Raw genomic sequence first — 20,657 nt, 5'->3', positions numbered from 1 at the left:
CCGGTGGGATGGCCGGCTCGGTCACAGCTGGTTCAGCAGTCCTGCCGCCACAGCGCGGGCATGCCACAAACGGTCGCTGTCGCCTTCCAGGCCGGCGCGTGTCATGGCGCCCTCCAGAAGGAAAGCCAGGTGTTCCGCCGTGGTTCCGACGATGTCGGGACGCTCGGGCAACAGTGCCGCGATGTGCTCGGCCATCAGGCGCTCGACTTCCTCTTTGCGCCGACGCACCAGAGCGCGTCCCTCGTCCCCGGCGGGCATCTCGGCAGCGGCGTTCAGCAGCCCGCAGCCACGGAAGCTGTCCTCCGTGGCGCTGTCGATGTAGGTATCGAACACGGCCAGCACACCGTCGCGCGGGTTTCGGACCCCGTGGAGGCGTGAACGGTACCTCGTCAGCCATTCCTCGTGCCGCGCCTCCAGATACGCGCGGACGAGCTCGGCCTTGGAGGAGAAGTTGTTGTACAGGCTCATCTTCGCCACCCCGGCCTCGGCGGTGATCGTATCGATCCCGGTCGCCGTAACCCCGTCACAGTAGAAACGCAACGCCGCAGCGGCCAGGACCCTCTCACGAGCCGGCCGCCGCCGCCCGGCGCTCGGCGCTTGCTCCACCTCACTCATCGGCACCTCGATTCGACTAGGTAGACAAGTCTACCTAGTCTGGATTGGGCCGCGACTCGGCCGGCAACTGCCGAGCCGCGCTCCCTCCATTGCCGGCGAACCAAGGAAGGCACCATGACTCTCTTGACCGACAGCCTCATCGTCGACGGAGTACGCCTGGCCTACCGGGATCACGGCCGGGGTGAACCCGTGATCTTCATCCACGGCACGCCCTCACACTCCTACGAGTGGCGCAATGTCGCACCGCATATCGAGGCAGCCGGCTTCCGCGCCGTCACCTACGACCTTCTGGGATACGGCCGCTCCGAGCGGCCGGTGGACCGCGACACATCCGTCGCCGCCCAGACCGACCTTCTGGAACACTTCCTCGACGCGCTGGGTGTCGACCAGGTCAACATCATCGCTCACGACATCGGCGGCGCCATCGGCCTGCGTTTCTCCATCGCCCACCCCCACCGAGTGCGACGGCTGATGGTCATCGACACGGTCAGCTACGACTCGTGGCCCTCCTCGACCTGGCAGAAGATCATCGAGGACAACCTCGACGACTACACGAGCATGCCGCAGGACACGTTCAACGCCCTGCTGACCCGGCAACTCGGCATGACCGTCACCGACGACACGCTCATGAGCGAAGACGTGCTCCGGGCCTACCTTGCACCCCACCAGTCCACACTGGGCCGCGTCTCCTTCTTCGAACACCAAGTACGCCACTACGACTCGAAGTACACCGAGGAGATCGGTGACGAACTCACGCAGCTCACCATGCCCGTCCGGATCCTGTGGGGCGAGGAAGACCGATGGCAGCCCCTCCACTACGCGAAGCGGCTCGGCGACGCCATCCCGCAGGCCGACCTCATCGTCGTCCCCGGGGCCGGCCATTTCCTCATGGAGGACGTCCCCGAACGTGTCGTTCACGAAATCAGCGACTTCCTCCGTACCCCGGCCCCCGCAACCGCCCGCAGGTGATTCCCTCCCCAAGCCCACCAGGGCCATGGGCAGACACCGCTAGCGCGCCTGTCCGGTGGCCACGGCAGCCAGTTGCGCGTTTTCCTGGTGGGCCGCGGTGAGCTTCACCCGAGTGAGGCGCCAGCCGTCCGTCGTCCTGACCGCCTCGTTGTCGTAGTAGCCGACCACCAGCCACCGATCGGGTCCACCGTTCGCGAGCTCACCGGGGAGCCAGTGTTCGGCACGGACGTGCGCGTGGATCGTGGCGCGGTCGCCGTCGATCTCGACGACATGGCCGGTGATCACATGGTGGGTCGCCGCGAAAGACGCGAAAGAGGCGCGGAGAATCTCGCGGTAGTCGCCGAGCGGCACGGTTGTCGGTGGAATACCGGAGACGGATTCGAAGTCGACCGTAACCGGGTCGGTGAAAACGCGGCGCGGCAACTCGGTGAACTCCTTCAGGTCGGCGATATCGGCATACCGGCCCAGCAGTTCGATGAGTTCGGCGCGATCACTGAGCGCATTCATGGGAAAAGCCCCTCTCGGTACACCACGGCGCCGTGGGGCCGCCAAGGCATTTATGCGACGTTCTGTCGTAAAATATTACGACGAGTTGTCATAAAAATCCAGCAACGAAGGCGGCCCCCACCGCACGGGATGCCGCTCCCGCGACGACGCGCCGCCCGAGCGGAGCGGCCGCCGGCCGCCGGTAGCCGGTAGCCGGTAGCCGGTAGCCGGTAGCCGGTAGCCGGTAGCCGGTAGCCGGTAGCCGGTAGCCGGTAGCCGAAGCGCAGCACGTGTACCACCTGCAGATCGACCACCAGAGTGCAGAGCGCCGCACTGCCCGCCGAGTTCTAGTCGACCCGGCGGCTACGCCCGGACCCCGCCCCTGGTCCCGGGGCCCTCGATCGCTCGTGCCGGTGCCGGAGTGCCGGAACTCAGCGGGAGAACGTCACATGGATCGTTCCGCTCGGCGCGACCTCGCTGTCGACCTCGTAGCCTTTTTCCAACTCACGCAGGTCGTCCCACAACCGGGCGCCGCGGCCGAGCAGGATGGGCGCGATCGCGACATGCAGCCGGTCGACGAGGCCCGCCGCCAGATAGGCGCGCACCACGGATACGCCGCCGCCGATGCGTACGTCGAGATCCCCCGCGGCCTTCGTCGCCAGGGCGAGCGTTTCCTCCGGAGTGGTCTGCACGAAGTGGAACGTGGTGCCGCCCTCCATCTCCAGTGCCGGCCGCCGCTCATGGGTGAGGACGAACACCGGAACGCCGAACGGCGGGTTCGGACCCCACCAGCCCTGCCAGTCCGGATCACCGGGGTGGGCGTGCAGACCGAACATGCCGGCGCCCATAACCTCGGCGCCGATGCCCTCGAAAGAGGCGGCGACATGCGCGTCGTCCACGCCGGTCGTGCCCACACCGGACGTGTCCCCCAGTACACGCCTCCGGAAAGTCCTCGTCGCCGCGTAGGCCGACACCAGGCGGTTCCAGTCCTGGCCCATCGGATCGTCGGGCGTCTGGTCGGTGGTGGTCGCGTATCCGTCGAGGGAGATGTTCAGATCGACTCGGACCTGGCCCATTTACCGCTCCTTGCAAGTGATTGTAAAATGCAAGCACTAAGGTAGATGGGGTGCCATACCGTGTCAAGGAGGAGCTATGGAGCCGAGATCCGGATGTGCGATCAACGCCGCGGTAGAAGCGCTCGGTGATCACTGGTCGGTACTGGTACTGCGCGACATCATCTTCGGAGACCGCCGATACTTCAGAGAGCTGCTCAACGGGTCGATCGAGGGCATCGCGTCGAACATCCTCAGCGACCGGCTCAAGAAGCTCGTCGCCGCCGGCATCCTGACCAAGGACGAGGTCGCGCGCGGTCAACGCGCCCGCTACAGCCTCACCGAGGCCGGTATCCAGACCCTGCCGATCATCTTCGCCCTCGGCAACTGGGGTCTCGACTGGCGAACGGGGACACCGGAGTTGCGGGCCCGCCAGGAACTCATGCGCGCCGAAGGAATGCCGTTCATCGAAGAACTCATGCAGGATCTGCGCAGACGCCACCTCGATGCCGCGCCGGTCGAGAGAGAGGGCCCGGGTCCGCTCGAACGGCTGGCCGCGGCGTATGACGCAGCCACCGCCGACAACGGGCTCGGACACCCTGCCGACGAGCGCGGCACGATGAACAGGCCGTGAAGGCTCACTGTCGCATCCGCGGCCGCGAGGCCGGGTCACCGACGACAGGAGTACGGGGAGCGGGCGGCGGATACCGCGCACGCACCAACGCCGGTGGATGCCGGACGCCGCATCGACCCCGGCCCTCGGCGGCACAGCCGTGTCGGTGATTCGAATTACCCGCGAATAGTTGGTGCATTAACTATTCGTGGGCTACATTCGACTCTACAGGGGGTATCCGAGCGGACTGGAGGCACGTTGACCGCGGAAATCGACGACCCACTGCGGTTGGAGCGGCAGGTGTGTTTCGCGCTGGCCGTGGCGAACCGCTCGGTGCTCGCCGTGTACCGGCCACTACTGGAACCGCTGGGCCTGACGCACCCGCAGTACCTCGTCATGCTGGCGCTCTGGGGTGAGGCACCGATGTCGGTGAAGGCCATCGCCGAGGCGATCCAGCTCGACTCCCCCACACTGTCCCCGCTGCTCAAACGCCTGGAGAGCGCCGGCCTGGTGACCCGGCGGCGCGATCCCCGCGATGAACGCACCCTGGTCGTCGACCTCACCGACGCGGGGCGCGCGCTACGCCGCGAAGCCGAACGGATCCCGCCCGCCGTCGTCGATCGGCTCGGCGTGGAACTCGGCGATCTGGAGGAGTTGCGGGAGGTACTCGGCCGCGTCAACGAGGCGGCACGCCGGGCCGCACTCGCATACCCGGACAACGAATCGTGAACGCCCCCGCGAACCGCCGCGGCGAACCGCGGCTTCCGGACCGTCGACAGGAGGGCCCCGTGACAGGCCAGACCCCCACACCGGCACAGCGCATCCGCTACCTCTTCGGCGAGACCCTGCCGCCCTCGATGCAGCAGTGGGTTCTGCGTGACCAGACCGGCCCGGGCGCCACGCGGCGATACCTGCAGCGCTTCCTGCTCCCCCCGATCCCGTTCCTGTGCCTGTTCGCGCTGGTGCCGGGACCGTGGTGGATGGGGTTCTCGATGGCCGTGCTGGTGTTCCTCCCGCTGGCCTTCTTCGCGGTCGCTCTGGTGTATGTGCACCGGCGCCACATCCTGATCAAGCACGGCCTCGATCCCGTACTGGCCGACCCGAACCGACATCGCCGCGCCGCCGCGGAACGGGCGAGCTACGAAATGCGCCACCACCGCGGATGACCCCGCACCGCGGACCGTCCTCCGCCTCGGCGGCGGCCGCCCGCCGATCCCGCGGATCCACCACGACCTCGACACCGCGAGCACGGCCTCGACCCACCCGCCGATCCCCCGGAGCCCGGATCACAGCCCGACCGGCGGCCACCGCCGACGTTCACGGAAACAGAGTCCGGCCTATCGGTCCGGAGGAGCCCCGCGGACACCGGGAGCCGGTGCGGGAGTCCCCGTCTTCCCGCCCGGGCCCGCCGTACCGACCGCGACCGCCGTGGCCGCACAGATACACGTGATGGCGAACCACTGTGGGACCGACAGCGTCTCGCCGAGAACGAGTAGACCGGCCAACGCCGCGACGACCGGTTCCAGACTCAGCAGAATCCCCGCGGTCCCGGCCGGAATACGTTTCAGCGCGGCCATTTCCAGGGAGTACGGGATCACCGCGGACAGGATCGCGACCGACGCACCCAGGACCAGGGTCTGCGGCTGGAACACGGCGCCGCCGTTGCTCACGATCCCGGCGGGCAATCCGAGGCAGGCGGCCACCGGCAGGGCGATCCCGAGTGCCGAGTGTCCGAGGGTGCCCGCCAGCGCACGGGAGAGCAGCAGATAGGAGGCCATCGCGGCGGCGGACATTCCGGCGAACAGGAATCCGAGCCAATGCAATCGGCCGGATTCCGGATCGCGGATCAGCCACAGCCCGACGGCCACGAGGGCGACCACCGCGAGGTCGCGTGCGCTCCGCGAGCCCGCCACCGCGACGGTCAGCGGACCGAGCAGCTGAATTGTGCCGGCAATGCCGAGCGGCAGGTAGTGCAGGGCGGGATAGATCAGGTTCATCCCGGCGATCGCCACCCCGAGTCCCACGACGGCTGCGATCTGCGGGGCGGTGCGGGGCATCCGGCGCGGCCGGAACACCACGACCACGACCACGGCGGCGATCCCCAGCCGCAGGCCGAGGACGCCCAGCGGATCGAGCCGGTCGAAGAGGTACTTGCCGAGGGCCTGCCCGGACTGGGTGCACACGGCGGCGGTGAGGACCAGGAGTGGAGCCGGTATCACGCCCTCCAGGGTGGGGGCGCGCCGGTTTCAGGTCCATCGAAAGATCAGTCGCCCGATCGTTTAGATTGGCCTACATGATCGACCTGCGTCGTCTGCTGGTGTTGCGGGTACTGGCCGAACGGGGCACGGTGACGGCCACGGCCGCCGATCTACACGTCACGCCCTCGGCGGTATCGCAGCAATTGCGGTCACTGGCCGACGAATTGGGTGTGGAACTGCTGACCCGCTCCGGGCGCACCGTGGAACTCACACCCGCCGCCCGGTCGTTGCTCGCCCATGCCGACGATCTGGGCGCGCGGTGGGAACGGGCCCGCGCCGAGATCGCCGCCCACGGCGGCGCACTCGTCGGCCGGTTACGCCTGTGCGGCGTGTCCTCGGCCGCGGCGGCCCTGCTCGTCCCGGCCGCCGCCCGATTACGCGCCGGCCACCCGCGCCTGGACCTCCACATCCGCGAACTGGAGAGCGGCGACTGTTTCCGGCAGTTGCTGGCCCAGCGCGCCGAGATAGCCCTCGTCCTTCCGGCCCACAGTCCGCCGGTGGACGATCCCCGCTTCGAGCAGACGGTGATCTTCGACGACGCGCAGGATCTGCTCGTACCCGAAGGCCACCCGCTCACCCGGCGCGACGCGGTCGCACTGACCGATGCGGCCACCGAGACCTGGATCGTGAAACCCGAACACAACGACTCCTACGATGTGCTCGTCGCCGCCTGCGCCGCGGCCGGCTTCACTCCGCGCATCACACATCATCTCAAGGAGTGGTTCGCGGTATCCGCGGCCGTCGCGCACGGTTTCGGTGTCTGCCTGCTGCCGCGCATGGTGCCCGTCCCCGATCACCATCGGGTGGTACGGATACCGCTGCACGGGGCCACGCGACCGACCCGCGTGATCACCGCCGCCACGCGCCGTGGGGGCCGCGCGCATCCCCTTGTCGCCGCGGGACTGGACGCCGTGACCGCGGTGGCGGAAGAGTTGACGGGCCGCTGACCGCGGCAGCTGCTCCGAGAGTTCGATAGACCGCGGCAGACGGGTGCATACCTGTCCGGCTCGTCGGGCCGCGTCCCCATCCCCCTTCTACGTTATACACGATCCGGGACCCTCATGAGACGCCGAATTGTGGTCCATAATCGCCCACTGATGCGGAAACCACCAGGTGAGGAGCGGCGAATGAGTTATGTGCTGGGTTTCGAGGAAATCGACCGGACGCAGCTCGCGACCGTCGGCGGCAAGGGCGCGAACCTCGGCGAGTTGTCACGGATCGAAGGTATCGCGGTACCGGAGGGTTTCTGCGTGACGACGGCCGCCTTCCAGCGGGTCGCCGCCGAAGTACCGGCCATCGACGACCGGATCGATCGGTTGTCGCGGCTCGAACCGGCCGACCGGGAGTCGATCCGGGTACTGAGCGCGGAGATCCGCGCGGCCATCGAAGAATGCGCTGTTCCCGGCGATGTGGCGGCGGCGATCACCGGCGCACTCGCCCGGCTCGGGGCACACGAACCCTGTGCCGTCCGATCCAGCGCGACGGCCGAGGATCTGCCGACCGCGTCGTTCGCGGGGCAGCAGGACACCTTCCTGAATGTCGTGGGGCCGGAGGCGGTACTGCGGCATATCAGCCGCTGCTGGGGGTCGCTGTTCACCGAGCGAGCCGTCACCTACCGTCTGCGCAACGGCTTCGACCAGCGGAAGGTACGGATGGGGGTGGTCGTGCAGCGGATGGTGTTCCCGCAGGCGGCCGGCATCCTGGTCACCGCGGACCCGGTCACGTCCAACCGGAAGGTCGTTTCCGTGGATGCCGGCTTCGGCCTCGGCGAGGCCCTGGTCTCCGGTCTGGTGAACCCGGATGTCTACACGGTGCGCGACGGCGAGGTCGTTTCCCGGACGGTGGCCACCAAACGGGTCGCCGTCCAGGCCGACCCGGAGGGCGGCACCCGCGTCGAGGAGATCGAGCCCGAACGGCAGAACCGGCCGGTGCTCACCGAGGCGCAGATCGTGCGCCTGGCACACCTGGGCCGTCGCATCGAGGCGCATTTCGGCAGCCCCCAGGACATCGAATGGTGCCTGGTGGACGACGAGTTCCGCATTGTGCAGAGTCGGCCGCTCACCGCCCTGTTCCCGATTCCCGAGGCCGACGACGACGAGAACCACGTCTACATCTCCGTCGGCCATCAGCAGATGATGACCGATCCCATGAAGCCGCTGGGGATCTCCGTATGGCAGTTGACGAGTCCGGCGCCCATGCGGCACGCGGGCGGCCGGTTGTTCGTCGATGCCACCCGGGGACTGGCGGCGCCGGCGACCCGCGCGGCCATGGTCGACGGTTTCGGCCGGTCCGATCCGCTGACCGGGGACGCGCTGCGGACCGTCCTCGAACGTGACGACTTCCTCCGCCCGGTTCCGGACGAGGGGCCCGGCGGCCCGCTCTCCGGCGCCGGCCCCACGCTGATCGAGGCCGATCCGGCCGTGGTCGACGAACTGATCGCGGATAGCGAGGCCTCCCTCGACACGCTGAAACGCGCCATCGGCACCACATCCGGGCCGGAACTGGTCGACTTCGTCCTGGCCGATATCCGGGAGCTGCGCCGGGTGCTGTTCCATCCGCGCAGCCAGCAGGTGATCAAGGCCGGGATGGAGGCCACCTGGTGGCTCAACGATCACCTGCAGGAGTGGCTGGACGAGAAGAACGCGGCCGACACTCTCGCCCAATCGGTTCCGCACAATGTCACCGCGGAAATGGGCCTGGCGCTGCTCGACGTCGCCGATGCGATCCGGCCACACCCGGAGGTCGTGGCCTTCCTGCGGCAGATCGAGGACACGGGTGCCGAAGGGACCGGTTTCCTGGACGAGCTGGCGCGGCTGCCGGGCGGTACCGCGGCGCGCGCGGCCATCGACGCCTATCTCGACCGGTACGGAATGCGCTGTGCCGGCGAAATCGATATCACGCGGCCGCGCTGGAGCGAACAGCCCGCCGCGCTCGTGCCGACGATCGTCAACAACATCAGGAGCTTCGAACCGGGCGCCGGCACACGACGCTTCGAGGAGGGCCGGCTCCAGGCCGAGCGGAAGACAGAGGAACTGCTGGATCGGCTGCGTGCGCTACCGGACGGGGACCGGAAGGCCGCCGAGACCGCGCGCATGATCGACCGGGTCCGCGTCTTCTCCGGATATCGGGAGTATCCGAAATACGGGATGGTCAGCCGGTACTGGGTCTACAAACAAGCCCTGTCACGCGAGGCCGAGCGTCTCGTGCGGGCCGGGGTGCTGCGCGAGCCCGACGATATCTTCTTCCAGACGTTCGAGGAACTCCGCGAGGTCGTGCGCACGCGCCGGGCGAGCGCGGAACTCATCCGGGAGCGCAGGGACGCCTTCCGCTCGTACGACGCCCTCACGCCACCCCGCGTGCTCACCTCCGACGGCGAGACCGTCACCGGCGCGTACCGGCGCGCGGATGTACCGGACGGCGCGCTACCCGGCATGCCGGTCTCCACCGGGACCGTCGAAGGGCGCGCCCGCGTCGTCTCCGATATGGCCCGGGCCGATCTGGAACCGGGCGATATCCTGGTCACCGCCTATACCGATCCGAGCTGGACGCCCCTGTTCGTCGCGATCACGGGCCTGGTGACGGAGGTGGGCGGACTGATGACCCACGGCGCGGTGATCGCCCGCGAGTACGGCCTGCCCGCCGTGGTGGGTGTGGAGGATGCCACCCGGCTGATCCGGGACGGGCAACGGATCCGGGTGAACGGGACGGACGGGTACATCGAGATCCTGTCCCGGCCGGACGAGTGAGATTCGGGGCCGGCCCGGCGGCCGGACCCGGCACGCCGTAGCCCGCACCCACCGAAGCCGCTCTCCGGGAGACGAATCACTCGGTCGTCGCGACTCTGCCGGCAGCGGGGTTCGCGACGACCGGGTCGTTCGCCGCGGCACCGGCGGGGTCGGGTGGCCGGACGTGGTCACGGCAGTTCCGGGACCGCCCGATTCCGAAGCGGCCGGCGCCACGACGTTCGCGCCACCACAGTGACGCTCCGGCACAACGACGGCCTCACTCGGTCACTTTGGGATGCCCGGTTCCGGCCCACTTGATCCAAAGAATACGACGCTCACGATCGACCAGATAGAAGACCCGGCCACCACCGGTTATCTCGAGTTGCCACTGCTCCATCGCAACTCCTTTGTGTACGCCGGTGGCGAGACGCCCGTTCAGGGGATGGTGCCGGGGCGTTCGACCGGCCCGAGATCACCGTCGGTCTCTGAACTCAGAATCTTCGCCAGTACCGGATCGGCCAGTACTTCAGCGGTGTGGCGCCAGCTCTCGATCACCTGGACCACAGGTGTCGGGTTGTGCAGTGAATCGGCCGCGCGCATCGTGGATACCAACTCGACAACGAATTCCTGGACCTCTTCGCGCGACAAGAACTCCACCCAGGGGAACACGTCGGGAAGCACATCGGTGACCAACTCCCGGACCTGCGGATCACGCTGCATCAACGCCACGAACATCTGCGTTGTCACCGAAGCCGCCTTGTGCTCGACTTCGGCTCGGGCAGCCGTTGTCAGGACCAAGTCCTCTGCGTCGCGCCGCCGCACAAGCAGCACCTGTCCCGGGGACTTCCGTAACCGCTCTACGGTTGCTTTGCCGTGTAGCTGCAGATCGGAGAACGACACCTCATCAACGGCCATACTTCAAAAGTACTTTAAAAGTGCCGACCTGTCGATACAGCGCCAGGCCGGCCCGGCCCAGCGGACGACGTGGGTGCGGCGGAGTACGCGAGGGGTCCGCTCAGACGCGTTCTTTCGACCTGGTCCGTACCCGCAGCGCGATCGGCTTCTGGGTCTCGGCGAAGAAATCGTTGCCCTTGTCGTCCACCACGATGAACGCCGGGAAGTCCTCCACCTCGATCTTCCAGACCGCTTCCATACCCAGTTCGGGGTATTCCAGGACCTCCACCGATTTGATGCAGTCCAGGGCGAGCCGGGCGGCGGGGCCGCCGATGGAGCCGAGATAGAAACCCCCGTGTTCCTTGCACGCCTTGGTGACCTGGGCCGACCGGTTGCCTTTGGCCAGCATCACGAACGACCCGCCGGCCGCCTGGAACTGGTCGACGTAGGAGTCCATCCGGCCCGCGGTGGTCGGACCGAAGGAACCCGAGGCGTAGCCGTCGGGGGTTTTGGCCGGCCCCGCGTAGTACACGGCCATATCGCGCAGGTACTGCGGCATCTCCTCGCCCGCGTCGAGCCGCTCCTTGATCTTGGCGTGCGCGATATCGCGGGCCACCACCAGCGGGCCCGACAGCGAGAGCCGGGTCTTCACCGGGTATTTCGACAGTTCCGCGCGGATCTCGTCCATCGGGCGGTTCAGATCCACCTGCACCACATCGCCGCCGAGGATCTCGTCGGTCTGCTCGGGCAGATACTGCGCGGGTTCGCGTTCGAGCTGCTCCAGGAACACACCCTCGGGGGTGATCTTGGCCAGCGCCTGCCGGTCCGCGGAGCAGGACACCGCGAGCGCCACCGGGCAACTCGCGCCGTGCCGGGGCAGGCGCACCACGCGAACGTCGTGGCAGAAGTACTTCCCGCCGAACTGGGCGCCGATCCCGAAGGACTGGGTCAGTGTGAAGACTTCCTGCTCGAGTTCGAGGTCACGGAAGGCGTGCCCGGTCATCGACCCCTCGGTGGGCAGATTGTCCAGGTAGTGCGCGGAGGCGTATTTGGCGGTCTTGAGCGCGAATTCGGCACTGGTACCGCCGATCACCACGGCGAGGTGGTAGGGCGGGCAGGCCGCGGTACCCAGCGAGCGGATCTTCTCGTCGAGGAATTCCAGCATCCGGGTGGGGTTCAGGATGGCCTTGGTCTCCTGGTACAGGAAGGACTTGTTGGCCGAACCACCGCCCTTGGCCATGTACAGGAACTTGTAGGACGGCTGCGCGGGATCACCGGGCGTGGAGTACAACTCGACCTGCGCGGGCAGGTTGGAGCCGGTGTTCTTCTCGTCCCACATGGTGAGGGGCGCGAGCTGGGAGTACCGCAGATTCAGCTTCGTGTAGGCGTCGAACACGCCGCGGCTGATCCACTCGGCATCGTCGGCACCGGTGAGCACGCCCTCGGACTTCTTGCCCATCACGATGGCGGTGCCGGTGTCCTGGCACATGGGCAGGATGCCGCCGGCCGAGATGTTCACATTCTTCAGCAGATCCAGCGCGACGAAACGGTCGTTGCCGCTGGCCTCCGGGTCGTCGATGATCCGGCGCAGCTGGGCCAGATGCGCGGGCCGCAGATAATGGCTGATGTCGTGCATCGCCTCGGCGGTCAGCAGGCGCAGGACCTCGGGGTCGACCTGGAGGAAGGTCCGGCCGCCGGATTCGAAGGTGCTGACGCCCTCGGTGGTCAGCAGCCGGTACGGGGTGTCGTCGGCGCCGATCGGGAGCAGGTCTGAATAACGGAACTCGGGCGCGGTCACCGATCGCACTCCTTTGGAGGTGGGCTGCGGGTCGAACACGACGCAGCCGCCGGTGAAGGCCACTGCGCCGGGGGTCTGGCACAGCGAGCCTAGCGACCGGCGGCCGCACCACCTCGAGTTAGGCAAACCTAAATCGTAACCCGGCGGCCGCCTCGCTGGGCGACCGTCCGATCCGGCGCACGACCCGCGATGCGGCTCCGTTCCACGATTCGCGGTGACCGCCCTACACCGCTTCCGCGGCCGATTCCGGAATCCGGAGCTGCGCCGACGCGTCCACGCCCAACCGGCGCTCGAATCCCTCCGGGATCACGATATCGGACCGGTCCAGGTCGGTGACCGCGGTCTTGCGCAGCCCGAGCAGCGCGGAATCGATTCCGCCGCGCAGGATATCGAGCACGTTCTCCACTCCGGCCTGGCCGTTGGCCGCCAGACCCCACAGGTACGCGCGGCCGATCATCACCGCCCGCGCCCCGAGCGCCACGGCCTTCACCACATCACTGCCGCGGCGGATCCCGCCGTCCAGCAGGATCTCGATCTCGTGGCCCACCGCATCCGCCACCACCGGGAGAGCGCGGATGGAGGCCGGAGTGCCGTCGAGGTTGTTCCCGCCGTGGTTGGACACCGAGATGGCGGCCACCCCGGCGTCGACCGCGCGCCGCGCGTCGTCCACCCGCATCACGCCCTTGAGCATGACCGGCCCGTCCCACTGTTCACAGACCCAGGCGACATCGGCCCAGTCCGGCGGGGGCGTACCCATCCATTCCCCGTAGGCGCCGAAGAAACCCGGTGCGGGCGCCTCGCCCAGCGCCATATTGGGCGCGGTGAGGTCGGGCAGCGAGCCCGACTTCAGATAGCGGGTCAGCCAGCGCGGTTTGGTCAACACCTGCGGCGCGAAACTCGCCATCGTCTTCAGGTCGAGTTTCTCCGGGATCACCGGGCTGCCCCAGTCGCGGCCGTGCGAGAACGACCAGTCGAGGGTGAGGATCAGGCCTTTCGCGCCCGCGGCCTTCGCGCGCGCCATCCGCCCGGCGATATCGTCCTTGCTGCCGCACCAGTAGAGCTGGAAGAAGGTCGCCGGGTTGGCGGCGACGACCTCCTCGACCGATCTGCTGGCGAACGAGGAGAGCCCCATGGCGGTGCCCCGGGCCGCCGCGGCACGGGCCACCGCGACCTCACCGTCGGGGTGTACGGCCTGGACGCCGGTGGGCGAGATGATCACCGGCATGGAGATCTGCTGACCCAGCACGGTGGTGGACTGGTCGCGTTCGCCGATCGGTCCGGCGACATGGGGCGCGAACCCGAGTTCGCCGAAGGCGGCCTGGTTGTCGTCGATGGTCAGCCCGCGTTCGGAACCGGCAACCAACGCGCCGTACACCGATTTCGGCAGCCGTTTCTTCGCGCGCCGATGCGCTTCGGCGACGGTTTCGAACCACGGATTCATGGTCGGATCCTTTCCACTGGTTCCGGCCACCACTGCCGGATCTGGTCGTACAACTGGGAGATGAGCAGGTCGAGCAGCCGGGCGCCCTCGGCCGCGGTGGCGCCGGTCGGATCACCGAGGACGCCGTTGGCACTCACCGCCGCGACCCCGCCGGTCCGCAGCCGCGGCAGGATGTCGGCGAGCGGCCGGGTGTCGCCGGGTTCGGCGCGGTCGGCGCGGACGCAGTCCGGGTCGAGCGCCAGCTGGAGCGAGGTTTCGGTCCGCCCGGCGTGCGCGTCACCGTCGTGGCGCGGCAGGAAGAGCCGGATATCGCGCGATTCGCGCCGCAGCAGATCCACCGCCCGGCGCAATGCCTCGATATTGCCGCCGTGCCCGTTGACCAGCACGATCCGCTCGAAGGTCGCGGTCGCCGAACGGCACAGTTCCACGATGAGCAGTTCGAGGGCCGCCGATCCGATCGACAGCGTGCCGGGAAATCCGGCGTGCTCACCGCTGGCGCCGTAGGCGATCGCGGGGGAGACGAGCACCTCCGGACAGCGCACGGCCACACCCGCGCACAGCGCGACGGCGACATCGGTGTCGGTGGACAGCGGCAGGTGCGGCCCGTGCTGCTCGGTCGCCCCCACCGGCACCACCAATACCGGCGCGGCGGCGCGTAACGCGGCCACGTCGGGCGATGTGAGGTCCGCCACCTTCATGGGCCGAGATTAACGTCAGTCACTGACATAATCAATAGGCCCGCATACGGGAGTGGCCCGCAGAGTACGACCCCGACCGATTGCCCAGGAAGTGCGAGGTCGTCTCGCCCCGACCGGGGTTCCGACGCCGACGCAGCGCCGGGACCGACGCGGCCCCGGCAACCGCACGCGGCGTCGGCCCGGCTCGCAGGCCGCCGGAACGTCAGGGCCTCCCCCGGCGAGATCGCAGGCGGGGGGCGGGAAAACAAGGGGTACCGTCCCGAACACAGTGGCAGCAGCGCAGTATTACCGCGTGACACCACAGCACTCCCGCGGCCGCCCGCGCGGAACCACCAAACGCGAACTCGAACTGATCGCGATGCGGTTGTTCAGCGAACAGGGCTTCGACGAGACCACCGTGGAACAGATCGCCACCGCGGCCGGGATCAGCGGACGCACCTTCTTCCGGTACTTCCCGGGGAAGGCGGAGGTGCTCTGGTACTCGTTCGACGACGAGGTCACCGCGCTCCGCGCCGCGTTCGCGACCGTGCCCGACGCCGAACCCATGATGGCGGCGGTCCGGCGGGTGGTGGTCAATGCCAACCGGTACCGCGCCGAGGACGTCCCCGAACTGCGCATGAGGATGAAACTGGTCGCCGCCGTGCCGGCGCTGGCCGCCACGGCGGGCACCCATTACGACGCGTGGGAGCGGGCGGTGGGCGAGTTCGCCGCCGGCCGGCTCGGGGAACCCGCCGATTCACTTCTCCCGATGGCGGTCGGCCGCACCACACTGGCCGCCGCCCGGGCGGCCTTCGACGCGTGGCTCGCCCGGGCGGACGCGGACCTCACTGTGTACCTCGATCGGGCACTGGCGGCGCTGGAACAGGGTTTCGCCACCCCCGGAGCGACCCCGCTCACATCGGCGCGGTAGAACCGGACCGGCAGGTTTCACCGATATGGGCGCGGGGGTATGACTAGGCTCGGTATCGGCACGACCGCCGGAAAATCTATGATGTACCCGACCGCCGTCGAAAGGGGCACAAGTTACATGTCCGAGGTGTCCATGGGCCTTTCGGCGGACTCATTGGCTGCGGGACCCGTAGACAATCTGCTTCCGCAGCTCGTCGAACATCTGCGCCAGAACCGCACCGCGCTGCGCGAGGAGTGGGCCCGCCGGATCACCGAGGCGCGCCTGCTCACCGCGATGACGCCCGAGGAGGTCTTCTCCGAGGCGACGTCGGTCTACGACAACTACGTCGAGGTGCTCGAGACCGGTAGCGTCGAGGCGCTGCAGGCCTACGCCCGCGATCTCTCCGAGCGCATCATTCCGCGTGGGGTGGAAACCGACGAGGTCCTCGGCATGGTGCTGCTTCTGCGCGACGTGCTGGCCCGCTCGCTGTTCGAGAAGTACCAGTCCAATTTCGAATTACTGAACGCGGTACTCGACGCCTACGAACCGGCGGCCAACCGGATCGCCAACACGGTGGGCGTCTCCTTCGTGCAGGAGCGCGAGCGCGTCATCCGGCAGCAGCAGGAAGCGATTCGCGAGCTGTCCACCCCCGTGCTGCAGGTGCGCGAACAACTGCTGATCCTGCCGATAATCGGCGTACTCGACAGCCAGCGCGCCCGGCAGCTCACCGAACAACTGCTGCGCGCCATCCGCAACAATCGCGCCAAGGTCGTGGTCATCGATATCACCGGTGTGCCCGATATCGACTCCACGGTGGCCAACCACCTGGTCCAGACGGTCGACGCGTCGGGTCTGATGGGTGCCAGTGTCATCATGACCGGCCTGTCCTCGGAGATCGCGCTCACACTGGTCACCATCGGTCTGGACCTGTCGAAGATGAACGCGGTCGGCGATCTGCAGGGCGGTATCGAGGAAGCGGAGCGGTTACTGGGCTATGAAGTGTCCAGAGTGACCGAGCGCAGCGAACGCGATTCGCGCTGACCGGGCACCACTATGCCAGTACCGATCCTCAAACAGGGCACATATCTGATCGCGTCGGTGCAGTCGGCGCTGACCGATGCCGATACCGAACGCCTCCAGGACGACCTGATGAAGCAGGTCAGCAAATACCGCGCGCAGGGCATCATCGTCGACGTGACGGCCATCGATGTGATGGACTCCTTCGCCGCCAGATCACTGCGCACCATCGCGCATATGACCCAGTTGCGTGGCGCCGAAACCGTCATCGTGGGCCTGCAGCCCGAGGTCGCCTTCGCCATGGTGCAACTCGGCCTCACCTTCGAGGACATGCACACCGCGCTGGACCTCGAGGAGGGCTTGGCCTGGCTGAACCACAAGGCTTCGCGGCGCCAGCACCGAGATGGTCGTGACAGTGCCCGCTGAACAGGTGGTTATCGCGGTGAAGATGTCGAACGACATCGTGACCGCACGTCAGGCCGGGCGTGAGCTGGCCGAGGAACTCGGCTTCACGCTCACCGACCGGACCATGATCTCCACGGCGATCTCGGAGGTCGCGCGGAATATCACCAGTTACGCCGGCAGCGGCGAGATCCGGCTACAGGTCGACGAGCGCGACGGCCGCCGCGCCCTGGTGGTCCAGGCCAAGGATCAGGGTCCCGGGATCATCGATATCGCCCGGGCCATGGAGGACGGTTATTCGACCGGCCTCGGCCTGGGGCTCGGTCTCCCCGGTGCCAAACGGCTGATGGACGGTATGGCCATCGAATCCGCGCCCGGCCGAGGAACCTTGGTGGAGATGTGGAAGTGGGTACCCCACGGTGCATGAGGACGGGTACATCGGCCGGATCGAATGGGCGATGGCCGGCCGCGCCCTCCCCGGACAGGATGTGTCCGGGGATCGGTGTGTCGTCCTGGACACCGGTACCGGCACCGTATTGTTCGCGGTACTCGACGGTCTCGGCCACGGAGCGGCCGCGGCCGCCGCGGTGGACCGCGCCACCCGGGTGCTCGCCGAGAACCGCGCCGAGCCACTGGACGTGCTGATGGTGCTGTGCCATCGGGCCATGTCCGATACCCGTGGCGCCGCGGTCACCCTGGCTTTGTTCGGCGCGGAGGAAACGCAGTGGCTGGGTGTCGGAAATATCGACTCGATCGTGCTGACCAAGGGCCCCACCGGCCCCCAGGTCAGTGCCACCGCACTGCAGAGCGGGGGGATCGTCGGATACCGATTGCCGTCCACCCTGCAACCACAGACGGTACCGGTGCGGCCGGGCGATCTGTTGCTGATGTCCACCGACGGAGTGGAGGCGGAACCGGGTCAGGGCGTGGACCTCGCGAAATCCACCGCCGATATCGCCCAGGAGTTGCTGAGCCGGCACGCCAAGGACACCGACGACGCCCTGGTACTCGCGGCCCGGGTGCGGGGCGTGTCGAACGGGACCGCCCATCGGGAAGCGCCGTGATCCCGCGGGGCCGGCGATGAGTACCGTGCTCGCGGCATTCCTCGACGCCTACGCCGACGCGTTGCGCCGCCACCTCGCCGACCCGGAGGGCGACGGCCTGGCCGTGGGGCACGAGCTGGGCCGCCGGGCGCTGGTCGAGGGCATCAGCCTGCTCGATCTCACCGAGCACCATTTCCGGGTGGTGAAACAGGTACAGGCCGAAGCCGGCGAGACGGCCGGGCCGCGGGATGGCGGCCGTACGGAGAGTCCGCTCGCCGAGGACGCCCTCGAATTCCTGCTGCAGACCCTGATCACACTGGACGTCGCCACCCGCGGCTACCTGGACGGCACCCGCCGGTACGAGCAGCAGCGGTCCCGGGCCGACGATCTGGCCGGGCGCGACGAATTCCGCACCGCCCTGGTGGAATCGCTGCAGGACGGGTTCTTCGTCGCCGACGCCCACGGCTCCATCATCGAGGTGAACAAGGCGTTCGGTGAGCTCACCGGCTACGGCGCGGCCGGTGTGCCCTATCCCCTGCCGCATCCCTGGTCGATCCCGGAGGGTCCGCGCTACCCCGATCTGGGCACCGAGGCGTCCCGCTTCGTGGTCCCGATCCAGCATCGGGACGGCCGTCGCCGCTGGATCGGGGTGAGTACCAGTGCGCTGGTCAAGCCGGACGGCGAGGAGCACATCTTCGTCGGCACCGTCCGTGATGTCACCGCCGAGCACGACGCCCAGGCGCGCGACCAGGCCGCCAACCGGCTGGCCACCGCGCTGGCCTCGGCCACCACGGTCGCCGAAGTCCTCGAGGTGGGCCTGGACGAGTTGCGGCGCACGGTCGGCGCGGAGACCGCGGTGGTGGCGGTCTGGGCCGGGCTCACCGCGCCGGAGGTCTACATCTCCGGCAACCCCCCGGCCGCCGGGGCCGGCTCCCGGCTCGAGCCGGCGACCGAAGCGATTCTCAAACGCGCCCGGGTGCGGCCCGGCCGCACGCTCATCGCGGTCCCGGAGGGCGCGGGCAGCGCACAGGGCATCGTGGCGCCGCTCGGCGAGAAGAGCGATGCCGCGCTGTGGCTGCGCTTCGCGGTCCCGCGGGTCGTCGACGCCGCCGATTGGACGCTGTTCTCACTGCTCATCGGTCATCTCAGCCTGGCCGTCCAGCGGGCCCGCAACTTCGATCAGGCGCGCTCCACCTCGCTGACCCTGCAACGCGCCATGCTCGGCCCCATCGAACTCCCGCCGCGGTTCTCGGTGCACTACGAACCGGCCCTGCCGCCGCTCGAGATCGGCGGCGACTGGTACGACGTGGTCCCGCTACCCGACGGCACCATCGGTGTGGTGGTCGGCGACTGTGTGGGCCGTGGTCTGTCCGCGGCCGTGGTGATGGGTCAGTTGCGTACCGCGGCCCGCGCGCTGCTGCTGCGTGGCGCCGGTCCGGCCCAGCTGCTCACCGAACTCGACCCGGTGGCGGCCCGGATTCCCGGCGCCTTGTGCACCACCGTCTGCGCGGCCGTGCTGGATCCGGTGCGCGGACTGGTGCGGTACAGCAATGCCGGCCATATGCCACCCATCCTGGCCGATGTGGACAAGACCGGGCGGATGCTCGAGGGCGGCCGGTCGGTGCCGTTGGCCACCTTCGAGACCGCGCGCCGCCCGGAGGCCACCACACCGCTGCCACCCGGGTCTACCCTGGTGTTGTTCACCGACGGCCTGGTGGAACGCCGCGGTGAGGATATCGACGAGGGTTTCAGCAAGATCGCCACCATCCTGGCCGACACCGCCGAGAAGCTACCGCGCCAGGTCGCCGACTCGGTGCTGTCGGCACTGCGGCCCGAGGGCGGCTACGACGACGATATCGCCATGGTGGTCTACCGGCAGCCGCCCGCCCCGCTCCGGCTGGATGTACCGGCCCGACCGGACCGGCTGGTCATGCTGCGTCGTACGCTGACAGCATGGCTGTCGTCCGCGGCGGTACCGCACAACCTGACCTCGGATCTGGTGGCCGCCACCAACGAGGCGTGCAGCAACAGTATCGAGCACGCCTATCGCAACGGCGGCGGTGACTCCGAACGGGTCGTGCTCACCGCCGAATGCGTAGGCGACCGGGTGGTCATCGAGACCACCGACACCGGGACCTGGCGTCCGCGTCCGGCCGATCCGGGGCCGCGCGGTCGCGGAATCGATATGATGCGGGCGCTCACCGAAGAACTCGAAATAGATCACCACCTGGGCCCCGGAACCCGGGTACGGATGTCGGTCACGCTCCCGGCGATCACGTTCCCGGTGGCCAGCGCCCTGCGCGGGACGGGGAAGCGGTCCGGCGGGGATACGATGCAGCGAGATCGAGAGACTCATGGCAGATTGTGAAGATGTGACCAATACTCCTCCAGACGCGAATCCGCTCACGGATACGATGACGACCTCGGTCGCCGACCACGCCGGTGTCACCGTGCTCACGGTGACCGGGGAGGTCGACCTCGCCACGGCTCCTGCCCTGGAGACGGCGATCGACGCCGCCCTCGACGCCGAACCGGCCGGCCTGGTCGTCGACCTGGCCGCTGTGAGTTTCCTGGCGTCGGCCGGGATGGCCGCGCTGGTCGCCGCCCATCAGCGGGCCGGCGACAAGACCACGATCGCCCTGGTGGCCGATGGACCGGCCACCAGCCGGCAGCTCAAGATGACGGCCCTGGACCAGGTCTTCGCCCTGCATACGACGCTGGACGCGGCCCTGGCGGGCTTCCGGGCGGGCTGAACCG

The 20,657-nt window shown here is 68.4% G+C and carries 21 protein-coding genes; 13 read left to right on the top strand and 8 right to left on the bottom strand.

What is annotated here, in order from left to right:
- Positions 1–21: 21 nt before the first annotated feature.
- Positions 22–615 (bottom strand): TetR/AcrR family transcriptional regulator, encoded by a 594-nt coding sequence (locus ABZV91_RS05075; RefSeq protein WP_355235601.1) that lies wholly within the window; start codon positions 613–615, stop codon positions 22–24.
- A 114-nt stretch (positions 616–729) separates the two neighbouring features.
- On the opposite strand from ABZV91_RS05075, the gene ABZV91_RS05070 reads away from it, so the two are divergent.
- Positions 730–1,584: an alpha/beta hydrolase gene (locus ABZV91_RS05070; RefSeq protein ID WP_355235598.1), complete on the top strand. Its 855-nt coding sequence runs from the start codon at positions 730–732 to the stop codon at positions 1,582–1,584.
- A 39-nt stretch (positions 1,585–1,623) separates the two neighbouring features.
- Here the strand turns inward: ABZV91_RS05070 and ABZV91_RS05065 are convergent, their stop codons facing one another.
- Positions 1,624–2,091, bottom strand: coding sequence for a nuclear transport factor 2 family protein (locus ABZV91_RS05065; protein WP_355235595.1), 468 nt, complete (start codon positions 2,089–2,091; stop codon positions 1,624–1,626).
- Between the two features lie 410 nt (positions 2,092–2,501).
- Positions 2,502–3,146 (bottom strand): dihydrofolate reductase family protein, encoded by a 645-nt coding sequence (locus ABZV91_RS05060; protein WP_355235592.1) that lies wholly within the window; start codon positions 3,144–3,146, stop codon positions 2,502–2,504.
- A gap of 76 nt (positions 3,147–3,222) precedes the next feature.
- Here ABZV91_RS05060 and ABZV91_RS05055 point away from each other — a divergent pair, with 76 nt between their 5' ends.
- The 3 genes from ABZV91_RS05055 (at position 3,223) to ABZV91_RS05045 (ending at position 4,901) form a co-directional block, all read left to right on the top strand.
- Positions 3,223–3,756: a helix-turn-helix domain-containing protein gene (locus ABZV91_RS05055; protein ID WP_355235589.1), complete on the top strand. Its 534-nt coding sequence runs from the start codon at positions 3,223–3,225 to the stop codon at positions 3,754–3,756.
- A 237-nt stretch (positions 3,757–3,993) separates the two neighbouring features.
- The gene (locus ABZV91_RS05050) at positions 3,994–4,464 is read left to right on the top strand and encodes a MarR family transcriptional regulator (RefSeq protein WP_355235586.1); all 471 of its coding nucleotides are present in this window, start codon (positions 3,994–3,996) and stop codon (positions 4,462–4,464) included.
- Positions 4,465–4,523: 59 nt separating this feature from the next.
- Positions 4,524–4,901, top strand: a complete 378-nt coding sequence (locus ABZV91_RS05045) for a DUF5313 family protein (protein ID WP_355235584.1) — start codon at positions 4,524–4,526, stop codon at positions 4,899–4,901.
- 171 nt (positions 4,902–5,072) lie between these two features.
- Here the strand turns inward: ABZV91_RS05045 and ABZV91_RS05040 are convergent, their stop codons facing one another.
- Positions 5,073–5,954 carry an EamA family transporter gene (locus tag ABZV91_RS05040; protein WP_355235581.1) on the bottom strand — a complete coding sequence of 294 codons (882 nt, stop codon included), beginning with the start codon at positions 5,952–5,954 and terminating at the stop codon, positions 5,073–5,075.
- 74 nt (positions 5,955–6,028) lie between these two features.
- Here ABZV91_RS05040 and ABZV91_RS05035 point away from each other — a divergent pair, with 74 nt between their 5' ends.
- Complete coding sequence (locus tag ABZV91_RS05035; protein WP_355235578.1) at positions 6,029–6,940, top strand: LysR family transcriptional regulator; 912 nt, start codon at positions 6,029–6,031, stop codon at positions 6,938–6,940.
- 180 nt (positions 6,941–7,120) lie between these two features.
- A complete protein-coding gene (rph, locus tag ABZV91_RS05030; RefSeq protein ID WP_355235576.1) occupies positions 7,121–9,739 on the top strand; it encodes a rifamycin-inactivating phosphotransferase in 2,619 nt (872 codons plus the stop codon).
- A gap of 414 nt (positions 9,740–10,153) precedes the next feature.
- Here rph and ABZV91_RS05025 read toward each other — a convergent pair whose 3' ends face one another.
- The 4 genes from ABZV91_RS05025 to mftE form a co-directional block, all read right to left on the bottom strand.
- Complete coding sequence (locus ABZV91_RS05025; RefSeq protein WP_355235574.1) at positions 10,154–10,633, bottom strand: hypothetical protein; 480 nt, start codon at positions 10,631–10,633, stop codon at positions 10,154–10,156.
- A gap of 100 nt (positions 10,634–10,733) precedes the next feature.
- Entirely contained in the window at positions 10,734–12,410 is a 1,677-nt protein-coding gene (locus ABZV91_RS05020; protein ID WP_355235571.1) for a fumarate hydratase, read from the bottom strand.
- Positions 12,411–12,633: 223 nt separating this feature from the next.
- Complete coding sequence (mftD, locus tag ABZV91_RS05015; protein WP_355235568.1) at positions 12,634–13,851, bottom strand: pre-mycofactocin synthase MftD; 1,218 nt, start codon at positions 13,849–13,851, stop codon at positions 12,634–12,636.
- Entirely contained in the window at positions 13,848–14,549 is a 702-nt protein-coding gene (mftE, locus tag ABZV91_RS05010) for a mycofactocin biosynthesis peptidyl-dipeptidase MftE (protein WP_355235565.1), read from the bottom strand. Before mftE ends, mftD begins: the two co-directional genes overlap by 4 nt.
- 292 nt (positions 14,550–14,841) lie before the next feature.
- On the opposite strand from mftE, the gene mftR reads away from it, so the two are divergent.
- The 7 genes from mftR (at position 14,842) to ABZV91_RS04975 (ending at position 20,653) form a co-directional block, all read left to right on the top strand.
- A complete protein-coding gene (gene mftR, locus ABZV91_RS05005; protein WP_355235563.1) occupies positions 14,842–15,459 on the top strand; it encodes a mycofactocin system transcriptional regulator in 618 nt (205 codons plus the stop codon).
- Between the two features lie 117 nt (positions 15,460–15,576).
- On the top strand, positions 15,577–16,479 hold the full coding sequence (locus ABZV91_RS05000) for an STAS domain-containing protein (RefSeq protein ID WP_030521382.1): 903 nt from the start codon (positions 15,577–15,579) through the stop codon (positions 16,477–16,479).
- Between the two features lie 12 nt (positions 16,480–16,491).
- The gene (locus ABZV91_RS04995; protein ID WP_030521383.1) at positions 16,492–16,881 is read left to right on the top strand and encodes an STAS domain-containing protein; all 390 of its coding nucleotides are present in this window, start codon (positions 16,492–16,494) and stop codon (positions 16,879–16,881) included.
- Positions 16,859–17,284, top strand: coding sequence for an anti-sigma regulatory factor (locus ABZV91_RS04990; protein ID WP_036513668.1), 426 nt, complete (start codon positions 16,859–16,861; stop codon positions 17,282–17,284). Before ABZV91_RS04995 ends, ABZV91_RS04990 begins: the two co-directional genes overlap by 23 nt.
- Positions 17,277–17,921 carry a SpoIIE family protein phosphatase gene (locus ABZV91_RS04985; RefSeq protein ID WP_355235558.1) on the top strand — a complete coding sequence of 215 codons (645 nt, stop codon included), beginning with the start codon at positions 17,277–17,279 and terminating at the stop codon, positions 17,919–17,921. The genes ABZV91_RS04990 and ABZV91_RS04985 overlap by 8 nt, the downstream gene beginning before the upstream one ends.
- A 16-nt stretch (positions 17,922–17,937) precedes the next feature.
- Positions 17,938–20,268 (top strand): SpoIIE family protein phosphatase, encoded by a 2,331-nt coding sequence (locus ABZV91_RS04980; protein ID WP_355235555.1) that lies wholly within the window; start codon positions 17,938–17,940, stop codon positions 20,266–20,268.
- Between the two features lie 46 nt (positions 20,269–20,314).
- Complete coding sequence (locus tag ABZV91_RS04975) at positions 20,315–20,653, top strand: STAS domain-containing protein (RefSeq protein WP_355235553.1); 339 nt, start codon at positions 20,315–20,317, stop codon at positions 20,651–20,653.
- Positions 20,654–20,657 lie beyond the last annotated feature (4 nt).

The sequence above is a fragment of the Nocardia sp. NPDC004568 genome (genome assembly GCF_040609955.1).
In the GTDB taxonomy this organism is placed as follows: domain Bacteria; phylum Actinomycetota; class Actinomycetes; order Mycobacteriales; family Mycobacteriaceae; genus Nocardia.
The sequence above is the reverse complement of the archived record's forward strand: the minus strand, read 5'-3'. Positions and strand labels throughout refer to the sequence as shown.